The organism is Flavobacterium ginsenosidimutans, from assembly GCF_003254625.1.
Taxonomy (GTDB): domain Bacteria; phylum Bacteroidota; class Bacteroidia; order Flavobacteriales; family Flavobacteriaceae; genus Flavobacterium; species Flavobacterium ginsenosidimutans.
Map to the genome: position 1 here is coordinate 317,830 of NZ_QJRJ01000078.1, position 21,249 is coordinate 339,078.

13 protein-coding genes are annotated in these 21,249 nt (G+C 34.4%); all 13 read right to left on the reverse strand.

Features of this window, described 5'->3' with window-relative positions:
- Positions 1-8: 8 nt before the first annotated feature.
- Positions 9-3,176, reverse strand: coding sequence for a SusC/RagA family TonB-linked outer membrane protein (locus DM444_RS14630; RefSeq protein ID WP_111287904.1), 3,168 nt, complete (start codon positions 3,174-3,176; stop codon positions 9-11).
- A gap of 563 nt (positions 3,177-3,739) precedes the next feature.
- A complete protein-coding gene (gene fsa / locus DM444_RS14635) occupies positions 3,740-4,396 on the reverse strand; it encodes a fructose-6-phosphate aldolase (RefSeq protein ID WP_111287906.1) in 657 nt (218 codons plus the stop codon).
- 444 nt (positions 4,397-4,840) lie between these two features.
- Positions 4,841-6,166, reverse strand: a complete 1,326-nt coding sequence (gene xylA / locus DM444_RS14640) for a xylose isomerase (RefSeq protein ID WP_111287908.1) — start codon at positions 6,164-6,166, stop codon at positions 4,841-4,843.
- A 9-nt stretch (positions 6,167-6,175) separates the two neighbouring features.
- On the reverse strand, positions 6,176-7,657 hold the full coding sequence (locus DM444_RS14645) for a xylulokinase (RefSeq protein ID WP_111287910.1): 1,482 nt from the start codon (positions 7,655-7,657) through the stop codon (positions 6,176-6,178).
- Positions 7,658-7,660: 3 nt separating this feature from the next.
- Positions 7,661-8,668 carry a GntR family transcriptional regulator gene (locus DM444_RS14650; RefSeq protein ID WP_111287912.1) on the reverse strand — a complete coding sequence of 336 codons (1,008 nt, stop codon included), beginning with the start codon at positions 8,666-8,668 and terminating at the stop codon, positions 7,661-7,663.
- A 527-nt stretch (positions 8,669-9,195) separates the two neighbouring features.
- Entirely contained in the window at positions 9,196-10,230 is a 1,035-nt protein-coding gene (locus tag DM444_RS14655) for a glycoside hydrolase family 43 protein (protein ID WP_111287914.1), read from the reverse strand.
- A 21-nt stretch (positions 10,231-10,251) separates the two neighbouring features.
- A complete protein-coding gene (locus DM444_RS14660) occupies positions 10,252-11,685 on the reverse strand; it encodes an MFS transporter (protein ID WP_111287969.1) in 1,434 nt (477 codons plus the stop codon).
- Positions 11,686-11,993: 308 nt separating this feature from the next.
- On the reverse strand, positions 11,994-13,103 hold the full coding sequence (locus DM444_RS14665) for an endo-1,4-beta-xylanase (RefSeq protein WP_111287916.1): 1,110 nt from the start codon (positions 13,101-13,103) through the stop codon (positions 11,994-11,996).
- A 170-nt stretch (positions 13,104-13,273) separates the two neighbouring features.
- The gene (locus tag DM444_RS14670) at positions 13,274-15,874 is read right to left on the reverse strand and encodes a glycosyl hydrolase 115 family protein (RefSeq protein WP_111287918.1); all 2,601 of its coding nucleotides are present in this window, start codon (positions 15,872-15,874) and stop codon (positions 13,274-13,276) included.
- 339 nt (positions 15,875-16,213) lie between these two features.
- On the reverse strand, positions 16,214-17,377 hold the full coding sequence (uxuA, locus tag DM444_RS14675) for a mannonate dehydratase (RefSeq protein WP_111287971.1): 1,164 nt from the start codon (positions 17,375-17,377) through the stop codon (positions 16,214-16,216).
- Between the two features lie 115 nt (positions 17,378-17,492).
- On the reverse strand, positions 17,493-18,230 hold the full coding sequence (locus DM444_RS14680) for an SDR family NAD(P)-dependent oxidoreductase (protein ID WP_111287920.1): 738 nt from the start codon (positions 18,228-18,230) through the stop codon (positions 17,493-17,495).
- Between the two features lie 17 nt (positions 18,231-18,247).
- Complete coding sequence (locus tag DM444_RS14685; RefSeq protein WP_111287922.1) at positions 18,248-20,401, reverse strand: alpha-glucuronidase family glycosyl hydrolase; 2,154 nt, start codon at positions 20,399-20,401, stop codon at positions 18,248-18,250.
- Positions 20,402-20,676: 275 nt separating this feature from the next.
- Positions 20,677-21,219 (reverse strand): YbhB/YbcL family Raf kinase inhibitor-like protein, encoded by a 543-nt coding sequence (locus DM444_RS14690; protein ID WP_111287924.1) that lies wholly within the window; start codon positions 21,217-21,219, stop codon positions 20,677-20,679.
- Between the last annotated feature and the right edge of the window lie 30 nt (positions 21,220-21,249).

Here is a 21,249-nt window from a genome sequence, read left to right on the forward strand (position 1 = left end):
TGCAGTTTTTAGAAATTAACATTTATTCCAAGTGTAGTTGTAATCGGTGAAGGATAACGTCCATTATCAATACCGTTTAAAAGCAGGTTTTGATTAATCGCACCTACTTCTGGATCATATCCTTTGTATTTTGTAAAGGTTAAGACATTCTGCATATTTGAATAGACTTTGATATTTGAAATTCCGTATTTAGAATATAAATCTTTAGGAAGATTGTATCCAATAGAAATGTTTTTAAGTCTTACATAAGATCCGTCTTCAACAAATCTGTTGCTCAAACGGTAGTTTGATGCTGAAGCCGCCGAAGAAGCTGCAATTCTTGGCATATAAGGATCTCCGCCAACAATCTGCACGTTACGATAATCGTTTGGCCCGTTTGGATCGATTAATTCCAATTCTGCATATCCTAATGCTGTTTTTAATAAGTTAGTATTCTCACGAGGATTTTCTAACCAGCGTCTTTGATAATTTAAAACATCATTTCCGTAAGAACCTGTAAATAAAATACTCACATCAAATCCTAAGAACGAAAAGCTATTATTGAATCCGAATGTAAAATCTGGATTTGGATTTCCGATGTAACCTGCATCTTTTTCGTTAATTACACCATCTTTGTTTACATCTTCAAACATATAATCTCCAATCCAAACGCCATTTTCTCCAATCTGCATTCCTTCTGGCAATGCTGTCGCTTTTACCGTTCCACTTGCATCTTTATAATAAAAATCAGTAGCTTTTTCAAAACGTCCAATTACTTTGTAACCGTAAAATTGCCCAATTGGCTGACCAACTGCTGAACGTGTTACCACAGTTACATCAGAACCTTGCTGTAAAGTCTGGTCATAAACTCCAGATTCTGTATTCAATTTTAATACTTTAACTCTGTTTACAGTAAAATTTAAATTAGATCTCCAAGTAAAATCTTTTCTCTGCATGTTAAGAGTGTTCAATACAACTTCAAAACCTTTATTTTCAAGAGATCCAATATTAGCATATGGAGGTGTTGTTGATCCTTGACCAGTTGTTCCTACGTATGCTGGAAGTGATAATCTTAATAATAAATCATCTGTTTTTTTATAATAAACATCAGCCGTAAGTTCTACTCTATTATCAAAAAGTCCAAGGTCTAAACCAATATTCGTTGAATTTGTTTTTTCCCATTTCAAATCTGGATTTGCCGTATTTGTAGCAATTTGCCCGCTTCCCCAGTTTGTTGCAGAGGTTCCGTATACAGAAGTGTACGCGTTATTTGGTACTGTTGAGTTACCCACAACTCCCCATCCTGTACGTAATTTTAAATTACTAATGGTATTGTTATCTTTTAAAAAGCTTTCGTTTGAAATTTTCCATGCTACAGCTGCAGATGGGAACCAATCCCATTTGTTTTCTTCAGCAAATTGCGACGATCCATCTCTTCTGATTGTTCCTGTTACAAAGTATTTATCATCGAAAGAATAAGTTCCTCTTGCGAAATAAGAGCTTAGAGATCTTGTAGAACTTGAATTTGAATTTCTTGCTGTCGTAGGATCTCCAGCATTTAAGTCCGTTGCTCCATTTGTTAAATAACCTGAACGGTATCCATAAAGGCTTTCCCAGTTTTGCTCTTGAACTTCTTGAGCTAACATTGCAGTAACGCTGTGTTTGTTGAACGTTTTATTATAACTCAATACATTATTCCAAATCCAATTTTCGCTCGTAGATTTTGTTCTTGATCCTTCTCTAACTTCATTTGTCAGTGCGCCAAAAGTATAAGATGGATTAAAAGTATAATTGTTTCCAAAACCGTAATCTATAGAATATTGCGTTTTAAGTTTTAAATCTTTTGTAAAACTAATTTCAGCATAAGCATTTCCTCTAATTCCATAGTTTGTTGAATGATTGTCTTTTAGTAAAGCAATTCCCAATGGATTTGTCTGAACGAATTCTGTTGTATCTGGACCGTCAAAAGTTCCATCAGCATTACGTGCCGCTACGTTTGGAGTTTGTTTTAATGCCGTTAAAATTACAGAATCATCATTAACTGTTGTAACCTGATTTGTTTTAAAAACATTCATATTCACTCCCACTTTGATCCATTTCTTTACCTGAGAATCGATAACTCCGCGAAGAGTCAAACGATCAAAAGAAGAACCAATCACAGTTCCTTCCTGATCAAAATATGACATTCCTAAAGCATAAGTAGTATTATCAGAACCACCAGAAGCTGATAAATTATAGTTTTGAATTAAAGCTGTTTGAAACAATTCGTCTTGCCAGTTTGTTCCTTCTCCTAAAAGTTCAGGTCTGATGAAAGTATTATCTCGCTGAACAATTCCTAAATCTGCACGAGTATTTTTTAACGTCCCGTATTCTCTTAAATTAAGCACTTGCAATTCTTTTGGCATTTGCTGCCATCCTACATAACTATCAAAATTTAAAGTCAAATCTCCTTTTCTACCTGTTTTGGTAGTAACCATAATTACTCCATTTGCAGCTCTCGAACCATAAATTGCTGTTGCTGATGCATCTTTCAAAATATCTATCGAAGCAATATCATTCGGGTTAATTCCCGCAAGCGGATTAGTATTTAAAGAACCTGAATTTCCATCAATAATAACACCATCGATTACATAAATTGGTTCGTTTGAACCCGTAATCGAACTGATACCACGAATACGTACTGAAGAACTACCTCCAGGCGTACCACTATTTTGCTGGATCTGAACCCCCGCTGCACGACCTTGTAAAACCTGATCAATAGTTGTTGCAACAGATTGCGTGACTGCTGCACTAGTTACTGTAGAAACAGCTCCTGTTAAATCAGCTCTTTTTACTGTTCCATATCCTACAACAACAACTTCTTTCAAGTCATTAAGATTTTCTTCTAATAAAGCATCGATTTTCGTTTTATTATTTACCGAAACCTCATAAGATTTGTATCCGATAAAACTGAAAACCAAAATACTATTTGCAGGAATAGCATTAAGCGTATATGTTCCATCAAAATTAGAAACAGTACTTGTTTTGGTTCCCTTTACGATAATATTTACACCTGGTATAGGTCCGCTGCTGTCAGATACAGTACCCGAAACAGTAATTTGCGCATTTACTGCAGCAGAAAATACGAGCATCAGGATCAAGAACCCCAAATTCTTAAAGTATTTAGATCTGCTTTTAGTAATTAAAAAGTTAGTCATAAATAATTGGTTTAATGAGTTAATAGTATGGTTTAGTTAGTTTTCTTTTTTAATGAGTTATAATTCGCTTCAATCATAAATTTTACACGAACAATCTCTTATAGTCAAAACAAATATATGTAAAAAACAACAACACACAATCGGTTGCGTTAATTTTTTATAAAAAATATCACTTTAAAAAAGAATTATCCATATTTATAATCGTAATTTTTTGATTAATTATCAATAACAGCATTTCATTCCACGAAAACGTTAGAGATAATAAATCGTTTGACTCGAAATCTTAAAAAAAATATAAAATGTTAAAAATTAATATTTTTTCCAAAACCACTCAAACGTTGTAGTAAGCGTCCAAAAAATATTTTATATCAAATCTTCGCTAATGCCTTATTACACGAGAGATTTAGGCAATTACAAACTGCAAACCAATACTTTAAACTCTAAACCATATATTTCTTACAAAAGGTAAAAAAAGGACAATCGGTTGCTTTTATTTCATAAAAAAACTCCCTTCCAAATAACTGGAAAGGAGTTTTAGAACTATAAAAACGGAAATAAAAAGACTATAAATTCATCTTTTTGGCATCTTCTACAAATTGCTTTAATCCGATATCTGTTAATGGATGCTTTAGAAGACCTTTTATTGCAGAAAGTGGTCCAGTCATTACATCTGATCCTATTTTGGCACAATTGATAATATGCATGGTATGTCGCACAGAAGCGGAAAGTATTTGTGTCTGATAATTGTAATTATCGTAGATTTCTCTAATTTCTGAAATCAAATGCATTCCATCAGTAGAAACATCATCTAAACGTCCTAAAAACGGAGAAACATAAGTTGCTCCTGCTTTAGCGGCAAGCAAAGCCTGACCAGCAGAAAATACTAAAGTTACATTGGTACGAATTCCTTTAGAAGAAAAATATTTACAAGCCTTTATACCGTCGCCAATCATAGGTAATTTTACCACAATCTGCGGATGCAGAGCGGCCAATTCTTCTCCTTCTTTTACCATTCTTTCAAATTCAGTTGAGATTACCTCAGCAGAAACATCGCCATCAACGATATTACAAATTGCTAGATAATGGTTTAGAATATTTTGTTTTCCTGTAATGCCTTCTTTTGCCATTAATGACGGATTGGTGGTTACGCCGTCTAAAACGCCTAAAGCCTGCGCTTCTTCAATATCTTGAAGATTGGCAGTATCAATAAAAAATTTCATGTTTTTGTGGTTTTTGGTTAAATAATATTTTGCGTAAAAAAAACTTTGTCAAAGTTTAAAACTTTGACAAAGTTCCTGGTAAATCCTAGCGAGAAAAAAATGTGCATTTCGATCGATTCCGCTCTTCAAAAAACCTTTAATAAAATAGAACTCACTACTAATTTATCAAACTGACTTAAATTTCTAATCTTTCCTAATAGAAAGAAAATAGTAACTAAACCTTCAATCTATTCTCTCCTATTCAGAAGTCAAAAAATAGGCCATTATCTTAATACACATTTTTCAATTTTCATCTAAAAAGCAATTTTAAACACAATTAACGTTTTACAGCTATCATATTTAAAAATTCAAATCTTTTTAGATCTTTTGCCTCACTAAATATTTTTTGTAGAAACCTAACAGGTTTTGAAAACCTGTTAGGTTTGATTTTTAAATCTAAACCAATTAAATATATTGGTTGATGATGTTTTCAAACAATTCTTGTTTACCGCTTTGAAGATTTAATTCTCCATTTTCGTGAGCGATAGTGTAAAGATCTTTAAGGTTTAATTTTCCATCAGCAAATTCTTTTCCTTTTCCAGAATCGAAAGAGCTGTATCTTTCTGTTCTTAATTTTTCGTAAGGAGAAGAAGTGATGATTTTGTCAGCCGTCAATAATGCTCTTGCAAAAGTATCAGCTCCGCCAATATGCGCTAAGAAAACATCTTCTAAGTCTGTAGAGTTTCTTCTGATTTTAGCATCAAAGTTAACTCCTCCACCTTGCAATCCGCCAGCTTTTAAGAAAACCAACATAGCTTCAGTAGTTTCTTGAATGTTATTTGGGAATTGATCTGTATCCCATCCGTTTTGGTAATCTCCTCTGTTCGCATCGATACTTCCTAACATTCCAGCTTTTGCAGCAACTTCCAATTCGTGTTGGAAAGTGTGTTGTGCCAATGTTGCGTGGTTTACCTCGATATTGATTTTGAAATCTTTATCTAAACCATAATTTTTTAAGAATCCAATTGCTGTAGCCGAGTCAAAATCGTATTGGTGTTTTGATGGTTCCATTGGTTTTGGTTCGATGAAGAAAGTTCCTTTAAAACCTTGTGCTCTTGCATAATCTCTAGACATTGCTAAGAATTGCGCCATGTGGTCTAATTCTCTTCCCATATCTGTGTTTAGCAAAGACATATAACCTTCTCTACCACCCCAGAATACATAGTTTTCTCCGCCTAAAGCGATTGTAGCATCCAAAGCCAATTTTACTTGTCCACCAGCTCTTGCTACTACATTAAAATCAGGATTTGTAGCAGCTCCGTTCATGAATCTTGGGTTTGAGAAACAGTTTGAAGTTCCCCAAAGTAATTTAATTCCAGATTCTGCTTTTTTCTGTTTTAAGTAATCTGTAATAAAAGCTAAACGTTTTTCTGATTCTGCGAAAGTTGCTCCTTCAGCAATCAAATCGTAATCGTGGAAACAGAAATAATCGAATCCCATTTTGCTGATAAATTCAAAAGCAGCATCAGCTTTATCTTTTGCAGCTTGATACGGATCTGATGAAGCATCCCAAGCAAACTGTTGAGTTCCAGGTCCGAATGGATCGCTACCTTGTCCGCAGAAAGTATGCCAGTAAGCAATAGCAAATTTAAAGTGCTCACGCATTGTTTTTCCAGCTACAACTTGGTCTGGATTGTAATATTTAAATGCCAACGGATTGTCAGATTCTTTTCCTTCAAATTTAATTTGGCCAATACCTTTGTAGTATTCTTTATCTCCTAAAACTATCATTTTATCTTTTTATTTAGTTGTTAATATTAATTCTAATTCTTGTTTCCATTTTTTATAAGCCGTTTCATATTCCTCTTTATTTTTTAGAGGCAAAAAGGTCATTACGTGATCATTTGTTGTAATTCCTGATCCAAATTTTTCAAAGTCACCATCTGTCAAGCCTACTGCTCTTGCCGCTCCTACTGCTCCGGTTGTATTGTAAATTTCTATTTCATGTCCAATTAATGTAGCAACTGTATTAGAGAAAATTTCGGAACGGAATAAATTATCATTTCCAGCTCTAATTACATTAATCGTTGCATTATCATCTTTCAGGCATTCCATTCCATACACAAAAGAAAACGCAATTGCTTCCAAAGACGCTCTGAATAAATGCGCGTTGGTATGAATATTAAAATTCAGATTTAAAATATGAGATCCAATGTTTTTATTATTGAACATTCTTTCAGCGCCATTTCCAAACGGAATGACAACCAATCCTTGTGAACCTACATTTATCTGAGATGCTTTTTCATTCATTTCTTCATATGACTCATTTCCGATATTATTTCGCATCCATCGGTATTGAATTCCCGCTCCGTTTATATTCAGCAATTTTCCAACTCTCGGATTTGATTCAGCATAATTCACATGAACAAAGTTGTTTACACGAGTACTTTTTCCTGAATTTGTTTCTGTCACGGCATAAAAAACGCCTGACGTACCACCTGTTGCCGCAACTTCTCCCGGACGGAGCACATTTAATGACAAAGCATTATTTGGCTGATCTCCTGCTCTATACACAATCGGAATTCCGGCAGGAAGACCAGATTCTTGTGAAGCTTTTTCAGTAACAACACCTTGATTCGTAAAATTCTCTACTATTTTTGGAGTTAATGCTGTATCAATTCCGTAATATTCTAAAAGCCAATCGGCTACTTTATTTTCTTTATAATCCCAAAGCATTCCTTCAGACAAACCATTTTTAGTTGTCGTTACTTCGCCTGTCAATTTCAAAGCGATGTAATCTCCCGGAAGCATATATTTATCAATTTTACTGTAAAGCTGAGGTTCGTTTTCTTTAACCCATTTTAGTTTAGAAGCAGTAAAATTCCCTGGCGAATTCAATAAATGCAACATACATTTTTCTTCTCCAATTTCGGCGAAAGCCTTATTCCCGATTTCGACTGCACGGCTGTCACACCAAATAATAGAGTTTCGAAGTGCATTTCCGTCTTTATCCACAATTACCAATCCGTGCATTTGGTACGAAATACCAATTCCCTGAATTTTGGATGCATCGATATTAGCTTCTTTAATTGCTCTTTTGGTCGCCGTACAAATGTGCTGCCACCAAATTTCTGGATCCTGCTCTGCCCAATCTGGATGAATAGAAAGAATTTCCATTTCATTTTGAGGCTCATTCAGAACAATGATTTTTTTGCCTGTTTCTGCTTCTACCAAGGCTGCCTTGACAGAAGAACTTCCAATATCATAACCGATATAATACATAACTTACAATGATTCTCTTATTATTAATTTAGTCGGCACATAACACTTGGTTTCTTCGTCATGCGTAATAAATGCCGCCGCTTTGGTTCCTAATTCGTTAAAATCAGTCGAAACAACTGAAATTCCTTTGTATATAAATTTCTTCATTGGCGTTTCGTTGTACGAAAGAAAACCAACGTCTTTTCCTGGTTCAAAATCCTTCTCTTTGCACTGCTCTAAAAAGTATCCCAAAATCCTGTCGCTCACACTGATATAAGCAATTCCTTTTTCGATATTGAACTTTTTCGGATCTGTAATAATGTCATATTGAAAACCAAAATCAGCACAGAATTTCTTGAAAAATTCAACCGTTTCCCACGGATGATTCGTGAAATCAGGATATACAAAATCTATTTTTTTATACTTTTTAAACAAGTCAACTGCTTCTTTTAAAGCATCATAAAACGCTTTTCCAAAATCCTGAAAAACAAAATTATTCGCTTTATCAGCCCTAATATTCCAGTCAATCAAAAGCAGTTTATCTTTTGAAATTGCCGATAATGCTGGCGGAATAGCCGCGTGGTCAAAATTCATCACCACATATTTATAATACTTCCCGATTCCATTATTAATGATCGTTTTAAAAACATCAATATTATAATGATGAAACTGCACATCAATAATCACATTATCAGGCAAATTATTCACAACCGAATGATACAAAACCTCTTTATAAGCCTTAAACGTGTCTAAAACCAAAAGTACTTTTCTCGTTTCACCCGCAACATAATAGCCTTTGTTCGGCACAGAATCAATTACTTTTTGATCCTTTAAAATCGAATACGCCTTAAAAACCGTGTCCCTCGAAAGCTGATACGTTTTGCAGATCACATTCACAGACGGAAGCAAATCTCCCTTTTGCAAAATATTCTCCGCAATAGCATTTGTAATTCCGTCAACCAATTGCTGGTACTTCGGAATATCACTTTCGTGATTAATTATAAACTCAAATTTTTCTTCTTCTTTTGACATACCGTTCTGTTCCGTTCTGTTATGCTAAAGTAGATAAAAATCTTTTACAAAAAATTATTTTTTAGATTAAAATTGTTATTTTTTTAAATGTGATAAATATTAATAATTAGGGCGTGTCCCTCCGGGTCGGGCTATCCGTTTCAAGTCCTCGCTCTTCCTTCGTCAGGCTGTGGGCTTTCCACTTCTATCCCTCACGCAAAACGGTTTCAAAAGAACTTCAGCGTAATCTTTGTCATTTTAATTCAGCTCTGGAAGAGCGTAATATTTATAGAAAATTCAAATCCACACAGATTAAAAGCTCCAGCGGAGTGACACATTTGCTACAAATAATATATCACCTCGCTGAGGCTTTTACTATCGGATATTCTAAAAATTCTATAAATATTTTGTCCCTCTGGGACTTTTCTTTAAAAACTTCTTCTGCTAAATCCGAAACTTCCGAGTATCTTATCTTACTATTTATAACAGAATAATCGTTACACACAACCGATTGTAATTTTTTGCTAAATTTTTTTACATAAAAAATCTTAATCGATTAATCTTCTTATACCGTAAGGATCAATCGTAATAATCGAACCGTCTTCCAAATAATCGATTTTGGTTACTTTCATGCTTCGCAAATGCGTTACTCCTTTTGATAAACTTGAATCGTGATAAAACAAATACCATTCGCCTTCTACTTCACAAATTGAATGATGCGATGTCCAACCCACAACCGGATTCAAAATTCTTCCTTGATACGTAAACGGCCCATACGGATTGTCGCCAATTGCATAGCAAATAAAATGCGTATCTCCAGTTGAATAAGAGAAATAATATTTTTCGTTGTATTTATGAACCCAAGAAGCTTCAAAAAAACGACGATTATTATCGCCTGCAAGAATCTCATTTCCATTTTCATCCAAAATTTTAATCTCTTTTGGATCTTCTGCAAATTCCAACATATCTTCTCTTAACAAAGCTACGATTGGTCCAAGAGCTTTTTCTTTCGCCAAAGGTTCTTCGTTGTTTTCATCATATATATTATTGCGGTATTTCTGAAGCTGTCCGCCCCAGATTCCTCCAAAATAAATATAATGTTTACCGTCTTCATCTTCAAAAACCGCAGGATCAATGCTGTAGCTTCCTTTTATTGCTTCTTTTTCTGGAATAAATGGCCCAACAGGTGAATCTGCAATAGCAACTCCAATCTGGAAAATTCCATTGGCGCGTTTGGCTGGGAAGTACAAATAATACTTTCCGTTTTTATGAGCTGCATCAGGCGCCCACATTTGCTTTTCAGCCCAGGCAACATCGTCTACATGCAATGCAACTCCATTATCAACTGCTTCTGATGAAATGTCATCCATCGAAAAAACGTGATAATCTTCCATCCCAAAATGATCTCCATTATCGTTAAACGGAATTCCTGCATCAATGTCGTGCGATGGATAAATATAAATTTTACCATTGAATACATGTGCCGAAGGATCGGCTGTATAAATATGTGATACTAAAGGCTTTGAAATTGCCAGTTCATTAATGTGTTCAAAATTAATGTGTTCAATGCTATCTTCAGGCATAGTTATATTTTGTTTAAATAATTAAGTTCTTCTTTCTTTTAGTTCTGTTTCAATCTTCACTTCCATTTCTTTATTGATTTTATAGAAAAACAGCAATCCAGCTCCAATTAAAAAAGGGATTGCAGGGAAAATACTTACTAATAATTTGATTCCATTTATAGCTATTTCTGATTGTTGAGGAGCATTTGGAAGGTAGTGGAAATAACCTAAAAATAAGGTTGTCAAAGCGCCTCCAACGCTTAATCCCGTTTTCAGCCCGACCATCATAGCAGAAAAAATAATTGCAGTTGCACGACGGTTATTCAACCATTCTGAATAATCGGCAACATCGGCAATCATTGCCCAAAGAATTGGGATTGTGATTCCGTAGAAAAATCCGTGTAAAATTTGAGAGAAAAACATCAATCCGATTGAGGCTGGCGGGAAGAAATAGAAAGCGATAATAAATAAAGTCGAAATGAATAAAAACACTCCGAAAACATTTCGTTTTCCGTATTTGTCTGCCAAGTTTTTAGACAATGTAATACCAACAATCATAAAGATAATTCCGCCTGCATTGAATAAACCGAAGCCCGCAGAAACTGGATCGTTACCAAAATGATTCAATCCAATCGTAGTTAGAAAATCTAATATTGGCTGAATAAAAACAGCTAACTGATCTTTGTTAACGTAATTTTCAAAATAATATACATACGAACCACCTTTCATTGCTAAGGTTACAAAAACCAAAGTCGTTAGCGTAAGCATGATGATCCAAGGTCTGTTTTTGATTAAATCACTCAAATCTTCTTTAACGCTTGACTTTTGTTCTGGTTTTGGAATGATTCTTTCTTTTGTTGTCAAAAAAGTAATCAAAAGCATAATCGTTCCAATAATTGCCAGAGCAGTCATTACTTTTTCGATTCCGACAGCTTTATCGCCATTTCCAGCGCTTTTGATAATGCCAAGCATAAAAACTTGAACGAAAAACTGGGCAAACATTACTGCCACAAAACGGTATGATGACATACTGTTTCGTTCTTTCATATCTCCTGTAATTACTCCGCTTAAAGCAGAATATGGTAAATTATTTCCAGCGTAAAAAAGCAACAATAAACTATACGTTATAACAGCATAAATTACTTTTCCTTTATAAGAGAAATCAGGGGTTGAAAATGCTAATAAAGCTACTACACCAAGCGGAATCGCGGTTATTAAAATCCAAGGCCTAAACTTTCCCCATTTGGTACTCGTTCTGTCTGCCAAAACCCCAATAATTGGATTAAAAATAAAGGCCGCAATTAAACCAACGATCAACATAATGATTGAAGAATCGGTTGGCGATAAACCATAAATATCGGTGTAGAAATACGCCAGATAGGTCATCAAAGTCTGAAAAACTAAATTGGCAGCTAAGTCTCCTAAGCTGTATCCAATTTTTTCCTTGATGGATAGTTTTTGTGAAAGGTTAGTCATTCGTGGGTTTGTGGTCATTTGTTGATTAGTTATGTAAGCAAAAGTGGTTTCTAAAAATAAAGTTAGTCAGTTTTTCTCCTGCAAGGTTTTCAAAACCTTGTAGGTTTCAATTATTTTATACAACTCGTTAAATCATACCTACAAGGTTTTGGAAACCTTGCAGGAAAGCGAATTGCAATTAAAACAATCGGTTGTGTAAAATTAGACAAAAAAACATATAATGCAAATTTAGTTTACTTTATTTAAGTTATTTTTCATTTCACAACCGATTGTTTATAAATTCATCAAAATCAAATTATTTTGACTGCTTATTCTTTAGTTTCTTTCAACTTTAAGATGCTGTTGTAAGCTGGTTTATGTTTTAATTCTTTGTCAAACGGAAGCGGATAATTGGTTCTTCCTTTTATTGGCCAGTCATTTAGCCAAGATTTACCATCGTGAACACCCCAAAAAGTAACTCTACTAATTTTATCTTTGTGTTTCAAAAATAATTTAAAAATTGAAGCATAACGTTCTGCAAGCTTGTTTTGGATAGAATCTGGCAATGCTTTTGGATACGGATTCATTTTCTCACTTCCTCCAAATTTCTGATTTACATCAGCTCCTTTTAAATCCCATGGATTTGGTAAAACCGTAATATCCAATTCTGTAAAAGCGACTTTAATTCCTAAAGCTGAATATTCCAAAATGCTTTTTTCAATTTCTTCTAATGATGGACTATTTAATCTCCAGTGTCCTTGAATTCCCACTCCATCAACCTTTCCGCCTTCGGCTTTTATTTTTTTAATTAAAGCGATTGCTCCAGCTCTTTTTGCTGGTTCTTCGATATTATAATCGTTATAATACAATTCTGCTTTTGGGTCAGCTTTTGCAGCCAATTTAAAAGCATCAACTAGATATTTATCTCCAAGAGTTTTCAAAAAAACTGATTGTCTCAAAGTTCCGTCATCGTTTAAGGCTTCGTTTACAACGTCCCACGAATTGATTCTGCCTTTGTATTTGGAAACGATTGTTGTAATATGATCTTGCATAAACGCTTTCATTTCTGTACTATCGGCAATTTTTTCCATCCAAGGCGCTAATTGACTATGCCATATCAAAGTATGTCCGTGAATAAACATTTTATTTTTCTCGCCATACGCTACAAATTTATCGGACAAAGTAAAATCATATTTGTCTTTTTGCGGATGCGTGTACATCGATTTCATGATATTCTCTGCCGTAATAGCATTGAATTCTTTTTTAATCAAAGAATCGACTTTTTTGTCTTTTTGTTCGATTTGATCTGCGCTTAAAGCGGTTCCAATGTAGAAATCATCTTTGTAAGCATCTTTTAATGAAGCCGTTTCTTTTTGCGAAGTACAGCTGACAGCCAGCAAAGTCGTGACGGCAATTAAATAAGGTTTAATACATTTCATATCTTTTGGTTTAAATAGTTAATTGTTTTTTTATTCGTTTAGTTTTGTCATTCCGAGGAACGAGGAATCACACTCGGAAATCGACAAAGATTGGCGATATTCTGTGTGGAGTTTCTAGTGTGATTTCTCCTTACGTCGAAATGACAAACAGAACGTGTTACGTTATGAAATCATTCCTTCCTAAAACTTTGTGGAGGTCCCAAATATGACTCTAAAACTTTTCCTTCTTCGGTTTCAATTACAATTTTCTGAAGCACCAAAGCCGAATCAATCGCATAAATTTTCAAAACATGATTTCCTACTTTTTCAATTTCATGCGTTGAGGTAATGATTTTAATATTATTAGCAACCGATTCTGCCCAAGCTTTTTCTGAAGAATCTGCGTTGAGGTTCATGATTTGGGGTTTTTCATCGTCAAAACCAATTCCATATTTTAATCCTTCACCCTTTTTAAAATTGATTGTTGGCGAAAAATAAGCTTTTACTTTTACATTTCCTTTGCTGAAAAAATGAACATTATATTCTAATCTCGGCGATTGTTCCGAAATTTCAATCGACTGAATATTCGAAGGCTTTATTGTTATTCCTGAATCTGTTTTGCCAAGATTTGGGATAACAGTCCATTTTACTGCATCCGAGTTTATTGCTTTAGAATAATTTTTACTTTCTATCGAAATGTAACCGTCGCTTTCTACAAAACCTTGAACATTATCTAGATTTTTATTAATCGATGTTTCAACTTTCGAAGAATCCTTAGCTGAAATTCTAGATTCAGCATTCTTCGAAATTTCGATTGTTTTTGTTTTCGGAATTACATTTTTGTCAGGCTGTTGCCAGTTATCATAACCAATATGTGTCTGTGACATAATATGATTCCATTTTCCATTTGACAGTTTCGTATGATAATAATCCGTAAGTAAACTATCTTTCTCAAATAATACTTTTACTTTTTCAGCATACTGATTTGCAATCGCATTTCCCTGTTCTGCATACAAATGATTTTTAGCCGTCGCTATATACAATTCATTTAAATTCGAGCTTGCCAAAACAGGAAACAAAACCAGTTGATAAAAAGCATCTTTATATTCTGGCTGTAATTTTTCGTTTATCAAATTGGCTTTTTCTGCCAATTTCTGATAATCTACCACAACTTGATCAGCTTCATTATAATTTATAATGCTGTACGTTTTAGTATCTAATAATTCTGGTTTTCTTCGCGCATTGTATTTGGTATATAATTTTAAAATCTCTGCAATTTCTTCTGTAAACTGATTTCCGAAATTCTCTTTAGCCCAATTCACATAATAATCTTGTAGATTTTCTGCATTAAACTTTTCAGGATTCCACGCCATATCCAAGAAAAACTCAATCGGAAATTCCATTGGTTTAATATCACCCACATTCACAATCCAGATTTTGTTAACTCCGTATTGATATGCCAAATCCATTTGTTCCCAAACTCTTTCAATTTGATTAGTATTGATCCATTTATAATTTCTTGGCCCGCCAACATAATCATAATGATAATAAATACCGTAACCACCTTTTCTTTGTTTTGCATCAAGCTCTGGAAGTTTGCGAATATTTCCCCAATTATCATCACACAATAAAAGTGTTACATCGTCTGGAACAATCATTCCTTTATCATAATAATCCTGAACTTCTTTGTAAAGTGCCCACATTTGCGGAGTTTCTTCTGCAGGTTTTTTAGTAACTTCTGCAATAATGTTTCTTTGTGTTTTTACAATATTTTCTAATAAATCAATTGCAGTCCCTTCGGTCATAGGTTCGTCTCCATCGCCACGCATTCCAATTGTAACGATGGTTTCTTTATCTCCCATTCGTTTAATTCCGTCTTTCCAAAATTGAATCAAAGCTTCCGAATTGGAATTAAAATCCCATTTCCCGTTTGCTTTTCCCCATTCTGCATGCGCTCTCGTTAACGGTTCGTGATGCGAAGTTCCCATCACAATTCCATATTCATCAGCTAAAACAGCATTCTGTGGATCTTCAACATAAAATATTCTACCCCACATTGCAGGCCATAAATAATTGCCTTTCATCCGCAAAATCAATTCAAAAACTTTATCGTAGAATTTAGAATTGAATCCGCCAAATTTTTCAAATGCCCATCCAGATAAAGCCGGAGCTTCATCATTTATAAAAATTCCTCTATATTTTACTTTTGGTTCTCCCTGAGAATGAATTCCAGGTAAAACATGCAATTCTGATTGTTTTTTCACTGGAACATCTGCCCAGAAATACCAAGGCGAAACGCCAATTTGATTGGATAAATCGTAGATTCCGTAAATCGTTCCTCTTTTATCAGAACCTGCAATTACCAAGGCTTTTTTGATTCCTTTAAACGGATTTTCGGCAATTTGTGTGGTAAATTTTTCCCATTTTCCCTGAAGTGCTTTGGCATCAATTTTTCCTTGTCTGGCTAATTCATTTATGATTTTACTTTTTCCGAGTGTCCCAATAATGACAACAAAATCTTCTGCCTCAGCAATCTTTTTTATTCTTTTCGGACGTAAATCTGAAACTTTAAAAAGATCGTTTTCTAAATGTCCTGTTACTTTTAAAACTCCTCCATAATCTTTATCGTCTAAAAAAATCGAAGCTATTTTTCCTTTTGAAACCAAAGGGAAGTTTTCATTAGAAGCCTGATTGACTACATATTTTTCTGGATTTATGGCATACGAATTTGTGCTTAATCCGATTAGGAAAAGTAGTAAAATTAGATATGAAGTTTTAATTTTTGAACACATAGAATCATAGATTTTCTTTGTCTGTAAAAAGGCATTTACTGTTTAAGCACATATCCTAACAGGTTTTGGAAACCTGTTAGGTATTATTTTAAGTTTTTCCTGTCCCATCGTAAACCCAACAAGTTTTAAAAACCTGTCGGGTTTAAATTCATTACAATTATCGCCAGTTTTGTCATTTCGACCGAAGAGAGAAATTTTCGTTAGTAGCTCCACGTGCTGGATCAACTTTGTAGAGTTTCTTGTGGAGATTTCTCGTTCCTCGAAATGACAAGCAGTACTTTTATATTCTTATACCTAACAGGTTTTGGAAACCTGTTAGGACACTTAACTAAACTTTGATTACAAATTCAACTTATAACCAATTCCCATTTCCAAACCTCTTAACTCAGCCAAACCTTTCAATCTTCCTGTTAACGAATAACCTGGATAAGTTTCTGTTTCTTCATCAACTCGATGAAGAAAACCGTGATCGGGACGCATTGGAAGACTTATTTTGGTTTTGTTCATCAACAACAGTAATTTCTCCACAATTATTTCCATTTTAACATCGCCGTTTAAATGTTCTGATTCCCTGAAAATAGTTTCGCTTTCACGGATAGTATTTCTCAGATGTAAAAAGTGAATTCGGTCTCCATAATCATCTATTATCTTTTCTAGATCGTTTTTGGGATCGGCACTTAATGATCCTGTGCAATAACACAATCCGTTTGCTTTCGACGGAACAGCATTAAATATAGCTTTCAAATCAGCCTCTGTAGAAACTATTCTTGGGAGTCCTAAAACCGAAAACGGCGGATCGTCTGGATGAATCGCTAATTTTTGTCCGTTTTTCTCCGCAATCGGAGTTACTTCTGATAGAAAATAAATCAGGTTTTCTCTTAGTTTCTCATTATCGATATCGGCATAATTATCTAAAAGTGATAAAATCTGTTCTGCTGTAAAGTTGATTTTACTTCCAGGCAATCCTAATAAGACATTTTTAAACAATAATGCTTTTTCGTCTTCAGACAATTGATTTCCAAACTGCAACGCTTTTTCTTTCTCCGCATCCGAATAATCATTTTCCGAATTCGGTCTTTTTAAAAGAAACACATCAAAAAAGGTAAATGCATCCTGATTGTACAGCAAAGCCCTGCTTCCGTCTTCGTTTATAAAGTTATGATTGGTTCTCACCCAATCAAGAATCGGCATGAAATTGTAGGTTATAATTTTAATTCCACAATCTGCAAGATTTTGCAAACTGATTTTATAATTTTCAATGTATTGAAGATAATTTCCCGAAGCACGTTTGATTTCTTCATGAACTGGAAGACTTTCTACAACCGTCCATTCCAGATCTGCATTTCTAACCATCTGCTGTCTTTCCTGAATCTCCTGAACAGACCAAATTTCTCCAACTGGAATTTGATGTAAAGCGGTTACAATTCCCGTTGCTCCGGCTTGTTTAATGTCTATTAATTTGACATTGTCGGTTGGTCCGAACCATCGCATGGTTTGTTGCATTTTTATCATACTTCTTTTTTTTATGCCACGAAGGCGCTAAGTCGCAAAGTTTTATTTTAAAAATACTTTGAACAGAAAAATTTTGCGACTTAGCGACTTTGTGGCATTTTCACAATTAAAACCCAATACTATTTCCACCATCAACCGGCAATACTGTACCAGTAGTATATTTTGATTCGCTTAAAGCAAAATAATAAACTGCATCTGCAATATCTGATGGTTCACCTAAATATCCCATTGGAGTTCTTCCCAATACTTTATTTTTTCTTTCCTGATCATTATCCAAAGCAGCTGCAGACATTTTAGTTTTAATAAATCCAGGTGCTATACAGTTTACACGTATTCCTGCTGGCGCTAATTCTGTTGCCATCGCACGTGTCATTGACTCAATTGCACCTTTACTAGCCGAATATGCTATTACTTTTGGAATTCCATATTGAGATGCCATAGAGCTAATGTTAATGATGCTCCCTCTTCCGTTGGCTTTCATATTTTTTATCACTTCTCTACTTACCGCAAAAACACTCATAAGATTGGTATGAATAATTGAAAGAAAGTCTTCATCGGTTACCTCTGGAATTTCTTTTTTCATGTTGATTCCAGCATTGTTGACCAAAATATCAATTGGATTTTCTTTTGTAATGCTTTCAATCATCGCAGGAATTTCACTCAAATTATTTAAATCGAAGATTACTGGAATGGCGTTTTCTCCAATTTCCTTGCACGCATCTTCTGTTTTTTCTTTTGATCTACCAATGATGTAAGTTTTGATTCCATTATCACATAATTTCTTTGCGGTTGCAAATCCTAAACCCGAATTTCCTCCCGTTACAATTGCCGTTTTTTTGCTCATAATTTTTTAAAATATATTTATCCATTTCCAGGTGCAAATGGGAATTTTAATGATTTAAAATAATCTAAAGTCTGTGTTGGTTTTTCTACTCCCTTCGGAAGTCCTTTTCCAGAAAACTGCTGAAAATATAATAAACACGCATCACGCCACCATTTTGCTTCTTTGTACTGAATTTCAAGTAACATTCCAACTTCGTGAAAACGTTCACTGTCGATATATTTTTCGGTTTTCTTCCAAACATTCTGCATTTCTTTCACTTGATCTACACCTTCCTGATATTTAAGCGCCAAACCATTCCAAAGCGTTTGTCCATTTTTCAGTTTATAATCCCATGAAACGTGATGAAACCATAAAAGATCTTTTTCTGGACAGGTTTCTAGATTATCAAAAAGTTTCTCAACCTCAGGCATATATTGTGCAGTAGCATTAGTTCCCGTTTTTGATCGGTCAAAACCAATTCCGTTTTTGTCAGCTTTATGATAATACGTCGGATTCCATTCTGGTCTTGACAAATTAGAAACCCACGGTCCTGGTCCGTAATGATGACCTGTGTCCATAATATGATGCAGACCTAGCGGTGTCATATAATTTACAACAGCTTCGCGCGATTCGATCATCATCTTTTTTACAGGTTTAACAAAATTTTCATCGTTCGAAAAAGTGCTCCTCAGCCATTCATCAGCAATAATTTCAGAATCTAAATACGGATTCCAAACCAATCTTCCGAAACCGTACCAATTCGCCTGCGCAAAAGGATGTCCTGTCCAGTTTAAATCGTTCCCGATATTAGCAACGCCAGCAATTCCAGTTAATTTGTTTTGATGTAAAGTTCCGTCTACAACTTTGGCAACAGTCGAACCTTTTCCTTTTTCATAGGTATCTGACTCTAAAACTTCTTGAAATAATTTAGGCAGAAAAATCAAATGCGTACTGAAACCTAAATATTCCTGCGTGATTTGAAATTCCATCATTAAAGGCGTTTTCGGCATCGCCCCAAATAACGGATGAAAAGGTTCTCTTGGCTGAAAATCGATTGCTCCATTTTTGACCTGAACAATTACATTGTCTTTGAATTTTCCATCATAAGGCTGAAATTCAGAGTAAGCTTGTTTTGCTCGATCATTTGCATCGTGTTCTGAATATACAAATGCTCTCCACATAATTACTCCGCCAAAAGGCGTAACGGCATCAGCCAGCATATTGGCTCCGTCAACGTGATCTCTTCCGTAGTTTTGCGGTCCAGGCTGACCTTCTGAATTGGCTTTTACCAAAAATCCTCCAAAATCAGGGATTCGTTTGTAGATTTCAACCGCTTTATTTTTCCACCAATTGATAACTTCTGGATCTTTTGGATCGGCAGTTTTTAAGTTTCCAATTTCAATAGGAGCCGAAAATCTTGCAGTTAAATAGACTTTTATTCCGTAAGGTCTAAAAACGTTGGCTAAAGCTTCGACTTTTTCTAAATATTGAGGAGTCAGAATTAAAGCATTTGCATTTACGTTGGTCAAAACTGTTCCGTTTATTCCAATTGAAGCATTCGCTCTAGCGTAATCAATATAACGCTGATCAATAAAATCTGGCAATTTCTGCCAATTCCAAAGTGAAAATCCGGCATAACCTCTTTCAACTGTTCGGTCTAAATTATCCCAATGATTTAGTATTCTGATTCTTGTTTTTGGAGAATCTAGAATGTCTAAATTTTTAATTGCTTTGTTAGTTTGTAATATTCTCAAAAAACTAAAAACTCCATATAAGACGGCAACATCATTTTTTCCTGTAATGACGATTTGCTTTTTGTTTTTAGTGAAAACCGTTTTGATGATAAAACCTTCAGTATTTATTTTATCAAAATCAGATTTCAACTCCTTTTTGATTTCAGCATTTAAACTTGATTGCGAACCAACGATTAGATTATTTTCTCCTTTTATATCTGATTTGATTTCTGGAATAGCTCCCAGCATATCTTGAAAAGCTGTTTGAAGTTCTTTTTGAGCAATTTTAATGGTTTCTGAATTCCCTAAAACAACAATTTCTTTAAGGTTGTTTTTATATTCTGAAGCGATTGAAGAATTACTCACAACATTATACTGAAGCCACAATTTATAATCCTTTTGTGCCGAAGCCGAAAAGGAAATCAAGAGAAACAGGAAAACAAATTTTAATGAAGTCATTAGGTTTTTATTTATTCTTTACAATCTCTATTTTGAAAGAATCAATATTTCATTTCTGATTGAGCACATTTTTCAAAATTTTAATTCAAAAAATACATTATCCTAAATAAAACAACAATTGCAATCGGTTGCGTAAAAATATAAGATTGTTATTTAAGAAAAAAATTTTAACTCTACTTTTTTCAAAAAAATAATTTCTATAACAAATAAAAGCAGGATAATTATAAAAACTATCCTGCTTTAACGGGGTTATTTAAAGTTAAATCCTCTAATTATTATCGCTTATAATACGCTACAATACTGGCTTTTGCTAAAGTCTGGTTCCAAAGATTAAATCCAACTACAGCTGGATTTGTGTTTTCATCTGTTCCCAATTTATCAGTTTTTAATGCATAAACGGTGATGATATATTGATGATATCCGTGACCAACCGGCGGACAAGGTCCTCCAAAACCCTTAATTCCATAATCAGTAACACTTTGAATTGCTCCTTTTGGAACAAGATTTTTAGTTCCAGCATTGGTTACCAATTCATTTACATTTGCTGGAATATCCACTACAACCCAATGCCAAAATCCGCTTCCTGTAGGCGCATCAGGATCGTACATCGTTACTGCAAAACTTTTGGTTCCTTCTGGAGCATTTTTCCAAGATAACTGTGGAGACTGGTTTTCGCCTGAGCATCCAAATCCGTTGAATTCCTGAATTTTAGTAGTTTCTCCTCCTAAATCTTTACTGCTTAATGTAAATGTTTTTTGTGCAAAAATAGATGTCGAGAAAATGGCTGACATCACCAAAATTAAACTTAGCTTTTTCATTTTATCTGTTTTAAAATTTTAAGCAAAGTT